The 7757-nt window shown below is 65.5% G+C and carries 1 protein-coding gene; it reads left to right on the plus strand.

The features are described 5' to 3' along the window. On the plus strand, positions 1-7757 hold a 7757-nt coding region (locus MOV75_RS20010; protein ID WP_247006448.1), incomplete at both ends, for a non-ribosomal peptide synthetase.

Below are 7757 nucleotides of genomic sequence, written 5' to 3' on the forward strand. Positions count from 1 at the left end.
AGACACCCCTGGCGACCGCCGCGCATGTCGCGCCACGCTCCGCGGCAGAGACGGTGCTCGCCGCGATCTGGGCCGAGCTGCTCGGCCAGCCTGTCATCGGTGTCGAGGACAATTTCTTCGAGCTTGGCGGCGATTCCATCATCTCGCTGCAATTGGTCGGTCGCGCCCGCCAGGCGGGCCTGCTGATCGAGCCACGTGACGTTTTCCGACATCAGACCTTGCAGGATCTGGCGCGGGTGGCGCGGAGCGAAAGCAGGGCGGAAGATGTCGCCCCTGAGGGCGATATCGAGGGCCGCGAGCATCCGCTGCTGCCGATCCAGTTGCGGTTCTTCGGCGAAGACGCAGGGGACCGCCATCACTGGAACCAGGCCGTTCTGTTGATGCCGAAGTCACGGCTCGACTGGAAACTTGTCGAACGCACGGTCGCCGCTCTCGTAGCTCATCACGCGGCCTTGCGCCTGCGCTTTGAGGACATGGATGGCGTCTGGCGCGCGACCTATGGCGCAATGCCGCCAACGTCGGAGCTGCTGCGGATTCGCAGCGACGTCCGCGATGCCGCCGAAGTCACGGAGGTCGCCTCGTCGGCCCAGGCCAGCCTGTCGCTGGCCGGACCGCTGCTGCGCGTCGTCGGTATGGACCTTGTGGACGGCAGCCAGCGGCTTCTGGTGGTGGTGCATCATCTCGTCATCGATGGCATGTCGTGGCGCGTGCTGCTCGAGGATTTTGCGACGGCGTACGATCAGCTCCGCCAAGATGCGGCTTCCGCGCTGGCGCGGAGCGAGCCCTATGCATCCTGGGGCGCGCGGCTGCAGGCCTATGCCGGTACCGATGAGCTGGCGGCCGAGTTCGGCTATTGGCTCGAACGAGAATCGCATGGCGAGTTTCCCTGCGACGATGATCATGGTGGGATCGACCGGGTTGCCGACGCCGAGGAAATCCTGCTGGCTTTCGACGTGGGTCTGACCTCGCGGCTTCTGAAGGAGGCGCCCTCCGCCTACCGCACCCGGGTCAATGATCTCCTGCTGGCAGCGCTTGCACGAGCGGTCTCGCGCTGGGGTGGAGTTGAGGATGTCGTCGTCGAGCTCGAAGGGCATGGCCGCGAAGACATCTTCGCAGGCATGGACGTGTCCCGCACCATTGGCTGGTTCACCACGGCTTTTCCGGTGCGCCTGCCAGGCGGCTCCGGTGACGACGCTGCCCTGGTCAAATCCGTCAAGGAGGAGCTTCGGGCCGTTCCGAATCGCGGCCTGGGTTACGGCGTCCTGCGTCATCTCGGCACCGAGGCGCAGCGCAGTGCGCTGGATGCACTTCCCGAGCCGCGCATCGTCTTCAACTATCTCGGCCAGTTCGATTCCAGCATGGGAGAGAGCGCGCCGTTCCGGCTCGCGCCCGAGAGCTCCGGACCGATGCGCAGCGACAGCGCGCCGCTTGGCCGCTGGGTGAGCATCAACGGCCAGGTCGGCGAAGGACAATTGCGGCTGTCGTTCAGTTATGGCCGCAGGCGTTACCGGCGGGCAACGATCGAACGTCTCGCGGAGCATTATGCTGCGGCCTTGCGCGAGCTCGTCGAGCATTGCACGGGTGGTGCCCGCGGCGTGACGCCGTCGGACTTCGCGTTGTCGCACTTGAAGAAAGCTGATCTCGACGTGCTGGTCGCGGCGATCGACTGCCGTGAGATCGAGGATATCTATCCGCTGTCCCCGATGCAGCAGGGCATGCTGTTCCATGCTCTGCGTGATGGCGAGAGCGGCAATTACGTCAACCAGATCGGCCTGGAGGTCCGCGGCCTCGATGCCGGCAGGCTGCGCGCAGCCTGGAACGAGGTCAGCGCGCGGCACGCGGTGTTGCGAACCGGATTTGCGTGGCGCGAACTGTCGGGGGCGGCGCAGCAGGTGGTCTATCGCTCTGCGCATTTGCCATTTGAGGAAGAAGACTGGCGCGCGCGGGCGGCCGCCATCGACGACGAAGATCTCCGGGCCGCGCTGGCAGGCGTCTCGCAAGCCGAGCGCGCCAGAGCATTCGACTTGTCGCAAGCGCCATTGCAGCGGGTGCGATTGATCCGGCTCGATGACGCACGCCACTGGCTGATCTGGACGCACCACCATATCCTGCTCGACGGCTGGAGCGCGGCGCGTCTGATGGCCGAGATCTTGCAATACGAACGCGGCGAGCGCTTGCCGGTCGTGAGGGGCCGCTATCGCGACTACATCGAGTGGCTGCAAAAGCAGGACCGCGATGCGGCGGCCTCGTTCTGGGGCACCGCGCTAGCGGAACTGGAGGAGCCCGGTTTCCTCGCGGATACGCTGGGAGGACCGGCAACCAACGATGCATCCGGCCATGGCTCGCTGGATCTGCTTCTCACTGCCGATCTGACGGCAAGCCTACGAGCGTTTGGCAGGCGCGAGCGCGTCACGCTGAACACGCTGGTGCAAGGTGCCTGGGCGCAGCTGCTGCGCCGTCACACCGGCCAGCGCGCGGTCTGTTTCGGCGCGACGGTATCGGGCCGGCCGGCCGAGATCAGCGAGGCCGAGGACATGGTCGGCCTGTTCATCAACACGCTGCCCGTCATCGATCAGGCAAACCCGGAAACCGAAGTGGGAGCATGGCTGCGCGACCTCCAGGCGCGCAACATGGATTTGCGCGATCACGGCTGGATGCCGCTCTATGAAATTCAGCGTCTTGCCGGCCGCTCCGGGCGCGCGCTGTTCGATAATATCCTCGTGTTCGAGAACTACCCGATCGATCAGGCGCTGCGGGACGAGGGCGAAAGCGGACGCCGGTTCGGCCGGGTCGAGCAGGTCTCGATCACCAATTATGCGTTGACGGTGGCGGTGTTCGCCAAGTCCGACGGCATCAATCTGGGCTTTCGCTACGACCGCGGCCGCTTCGATGACAATCAAATAAGATATCTGCAAACCTCGCTGTCGCGGCTGCTGGCCGGGATCGTGGCGGACGCATCTCGGCCGCTTGGCGCGCTCGAGGGCCTCGATGCTGACGAGACGCAGAAGATCCTCGGCTGGAGTGGCAGTGTCGAGGTGGCGCCGGCGTCTGGCGACAGCATCGTCGCGCAGATCGAAGCCCGTGCCGCGGCCTCGCCATCTTCCATCGCGGTGATTTTTGGCGACCGGCAGATCAGCTATGGCGAGCTGAACGCGCGCGCCAATCGCCTGGCATGGCGGTTGCGAGACCACGGGATCGGTCGCGACCACCTGGTCAGCTTAGCGCTCGAGCGGAGTGTCGAGCTGATCGTCGGAGTCCTGGCCGTGCTGAAGGCCGGCGGCGCCTATTTGCCGCTCGATCCCGACTATCCGTCCGATCGCCTCCTTCACATGCTGCGCGACAGCGGAACAGCGCTGTTGCTGACCCAAGAAGGGCTGCTGTCGCATCTGGCGTCGGTGATCGCGGATGCGGGCGCTGAAGCCTGGATCATCGGCGGGGAGGGCGCATCCATCGACGAGCCCGCCGGCAATCTCGATGCGGCGCTCCATCCGGATAGCCTGGCCTACGTGATGTACACCTCGGGGTCGACCGGCGTGCCGAAAGGCGTGGCCTGCTCGCATCGCGCGCTCGCGGCGCGGCTTGGCTGGATGCAGGCTGAATATCGCCTCGATCCCGGCGAGACCTTGCTGCACAAAACGCCGTTCAGCTTCGATGTCTCGGTGTGGGAAATTTTGTGGCCGCTTGCGACCGGCGCGCGGCTTGCGATCGCAGCTCCGGGGGTGCATCGCGAACCGCATCGTCTGGTGGACGCCGTCATCGCCCATGACGTGACCACGCTGCACTTCGTGCCACAGATGCTCGAGCATTTCGTGGCCGAACCCGGCGCAGCACGCTGCACCTCGCTCAAGCGCCTGTTTGCCGGCGGCGAGGCGCTGTCGCTTGAATTGATGACGCGCGTGCTCGCGGCGTTTCCCGATGTGCGGTTCGACAATCGCTACGGTCCGACCGAAGCCCTGATCAACGCCACCTACTGGAATTGTCGCGACGAGGGTGCGGCGCGCGTGCCGATCGGACGACCCATTCCCGGCGTGACGATTCGCATCCTCGACGCCGATCTGAACATGGTTCCGGCGGGCGTAACCGGCGAGCTGTTCATAGGCGGGGCAGGTTTGGCGCGGGGCTACTGGCGGCGAGAAAAACTGACGGCGGAGCGCTTCATTCCAGATCCATTCGGCGAGGCCGGCGAGAGGCTCTATCGGTCGGGAGATCTGGCACGCTGGCGCTCGGATGGTGCGATCGACTATGTCGGGCGCGCGGATCATCAGATCAAGATTCGCGGCTTCCGCATCGAGCTCGGCGAGATCGAGGCGCGACTGCTCGAGCAGCCAGGCGTTCGCTCTGCGGTCGTGGTGGCGCGAGAGGTCGGAGCCGGCCGCCAGCTCGTTGGTTACGTCAGCGGCCCCGGCGATCAGGAGGAGGCAGCCCTGCGGGCGGCGCTGTCGACCGTCTTGCCCGATTACATGGTGCCGCCGAGAATCGCGGTGCTGGAGCGGCTGCCTTTGATGCCGAGCGGCAAGGTGGATCGCCATGCGCTGCCGACGCCCGACCTAGCCCATGGCAATGCGGACCATCAAGCGCCACGCACGCCGTCCGAGATGGCCCTTGCGGCGATCTGGGCCGAGCTGCTCGGCCGGCCGGTCGTTGGCCTCGCCGACAATTTCTTCGAGCTCGGCGGCGATTCGATCATCTCGCTCCAGATGGTGAGCCGCGCGCGGCGCGCCGGATATTTGATCGAACCCCGCGACGTGTTTCAGCACCAGACGCTGGAATCGCTGGCGCTCGCGGCACGGACCGAGCAGCGCAGCGGGACGCTGGCTGATCAGGGGCAGGTCAATGGTCCGCATCCGCTCTTGCCCGTTCAGTCCCGCTTCTTTGCGGAAGACACGGGAAATCGCGATTACTGGAACCAGGCGGTGCTGTTGCAGTCGAGAGATCGCCTCGACTGGGACGTGATGCGGCGCGCACTCGCCGCCGTGGTCGATCATCATGACGCGCTCCGCCTCCGCTTCGAGGAGAGTCAGGGGAGCTGGCATGCCGAGCACGGCGCTGCTCCGGCCGTGGACGCGCTGCTCTGGGTCCGCCGCGCGGCGGACCGTGATGCCGTGACGGCGCTGGCATCTTCGGCGCAGGCAAGCCTGTCGATCTCCAGCGGGGTGCTGTTGCGGGCCGTCGGCGTCAACGTCGCCGATGGCAGCCAGCGGTTTCTGATCGTGATCCACCATCTGGTGGTCGATGGCGTGTCATGGCGCATTCTGCTGGAGGACATCGCGGCGGCCTACACGCAGCTTGCGAAGGGCGACGCCACGATCGCGCTTCCGCCGAAGAGCCACGCTTACGCGCTGTGGGGACAGCGCTTGCAGGCCTATGCGACATCGCCTGAACTGGCGGCGGAACTGTCGTACTGGACCGGCCGCGGCACGAATGCGGATATTCCCTGCGACGATGATCATGCTGGCATCGATCGTATCGCTGATGCCGATGAGGTCATGCTGTCGTTCGAGAGCGAATGGACTCAGCGGCTGCTGACGGATGCGCCCTCGGCCTATCGCACGCAGATCAATGATCTTCTTCTTGCCGGCCTCGCACGCGCCGTCTGGCGGTGGAGTGGGCAAGACGACGTTCTCGTTGAGCTGGAGGGGCATGGCCGCGAGCACTTGTCTGGCGATCTCGACCTCTCGCGCACGGTCGGCTGGTTCACGACGGCCTTTCCTGTAGGGCTGGCCGGCGGTTCGCAAGATTGCTCGCTCCTGATCAAGACCGTGAAGGAGGAGCTTCGCGGCATTCCCGGCCGCGGGCTGGGTCACGGCGTATTGCGCCATCTTGGCTCCGAGGAGCAGCGCATGGCGCTGTCGCTTATTGGCGAGCCGAAGATTGCCTTCAATTATCTCGGCCAGATCGACAGCGGTAACGACGAGGCGGCGCTGTTCACGATGGCCGCGGAAAGCGCTGGCCCGTCTCGCGATGCATCGGGCCCGCTACGACGCTGGCTGAGCGTGAACGGCACGGTGCGCGATGGCCGGTTGCGGCTGTCGTTCGGCTTCGGCCGCAAGCGCTATCGGCGCGAGACGGTCGAGCGACTGGCCGCGTTGTACGAGGCTGCATTGCGTGAGCTGGTCGATCACTGTACCGGCGGCGCCTGCGGCCTGACGCCATCCGACGTGGCTTTGTCGGGGCTCGGTCAGGCCGAGCTCGACAGGCTTGCGCTCGATTGGCGCGAGATCGAGGACATCTATCCATTGTCGCCGATGCAGCAGGGCATGTTGTTCCATGCGATGCATGACGGCGATAGCGGGCTCTACGTCAATCAGGTCGCAGCGGAGATCCACGGCCTCGATGCCGGAGAACTGCGCCGCGCCTGGCAGGCGGCCAGTGATCGCCATGCGGTGCTGCGGACCGGATTTGTCTGGCGAGACCTGTCCGGAGCGCCGCAACAGGTCGTCTATCGGCGGGCCGAAGTGCCCTTTATCGAGGATGATTGGCGGGCGCGAAGTGTGGCTTGGGACCAAGCGCAACTGGATGCGGCGCTGGCCGACGTCTCGCGGCAGGAGCAGGCCGCCGGGTTCGATCTGTCACGGCCGCCCTTGCAGCGGGTCCGGCTGATCCGGCTCGGCGAAGACCGGCATTGGCTGATCTGGACGCATCATCACATCCTGCTCGACGGGTGGAGTTCGGCGCGGCTGATCGCCGAGGTGATGCAGCATAACGGCGACGGGCCTCTGCCGGCATTGCAGCACCGTTACCGCGACTACATCGCGTGGCTGAACAGCCGCGACAGCGAAGCATCGGCGGCGTTTTGGCGCGATGCGACGGCTGGGCTGGTCGAGCCGAGTTTTTTAGCGAAAGGCTTGATCGAACGGACGGACGCGCAATCGTCCGGCCACGGTATGCTTGCGCTGGAGTTGGATCCTGCCCTGACCGCAAGGTTGCAGGCATTTGCGGCGCGTGAGCGGATCACGATGAATACGCTGGTGCAAGCGGCATGGGCGCAGTTGCTGCGACAGCATACTGGGCAGGGAACGGTTTGCTTCGGTGTCACCGTGTCGGGCAGGCCGCCTGAACTCGCTGGTGCTGAAGAGATGGTCGGCCTGTTCATCAACACGTTGCCGGTCATTGACAGCGTCAACCCGCAGGAGAAAGTCGGAGCATGGCTGCGCGCGTTGCAGGATCGCAATCTGGTCTTGCGCGAATTCGGCTCGACGCCGCTCTATGAGATCCAGCGGCTGGCGGGGCGTCCCGGGCGGCCGCTATTTGACAGCATCCTGGTATTCGAGAATTATCCGGTTGACCACGCGCTGATCGGGACGAACCGGCGGATCCAGGCAGGCAAGACGCGGATCGTCGAGACCAGTAATTATCCGCTGTTCGCAAGCGTCGGCGTCGATGAGCGTCTGCGCCTCGTCTTCAACTATCAGCGCAACCATTTCGACGAGGCGCAGGTCGCGCGGCTACAGCGAGCCTTTGTACGGCTGATCGAAGCACTGAGCATCGATGCCGATCGACCGGTCGGCATGATTGCGGCCCGCGATCCCGCGGATGTCGTCCTGCTCGCACGGGCGAACGACACGCGCCGAGATGAGCCGGGCAATGGAATCGTCGCGCAGTTTGAGGCACAGGTCCGGAGGTCACCCGAAGCAATCGCGCTGGTGTTCGGCGAGACGGAGCTGAGTTACGCCGCGCTCAACGCGCGTGCCAACCGGCTGGCGCGGCGATTGCGGGACCGCAGCGTCGGGACCGATATCGTGGTCGGGCTGGCGCTC

It is taken from the genome of Bradyrhizobium sp. PRIMUS42 (assembly GCF_023006515.1).
GTDB lineage: Bacteria > Pseudomonadota > Alphaproteobacteria > Rhizobiales > Xanthobacteraceae > Bradyrhizobium.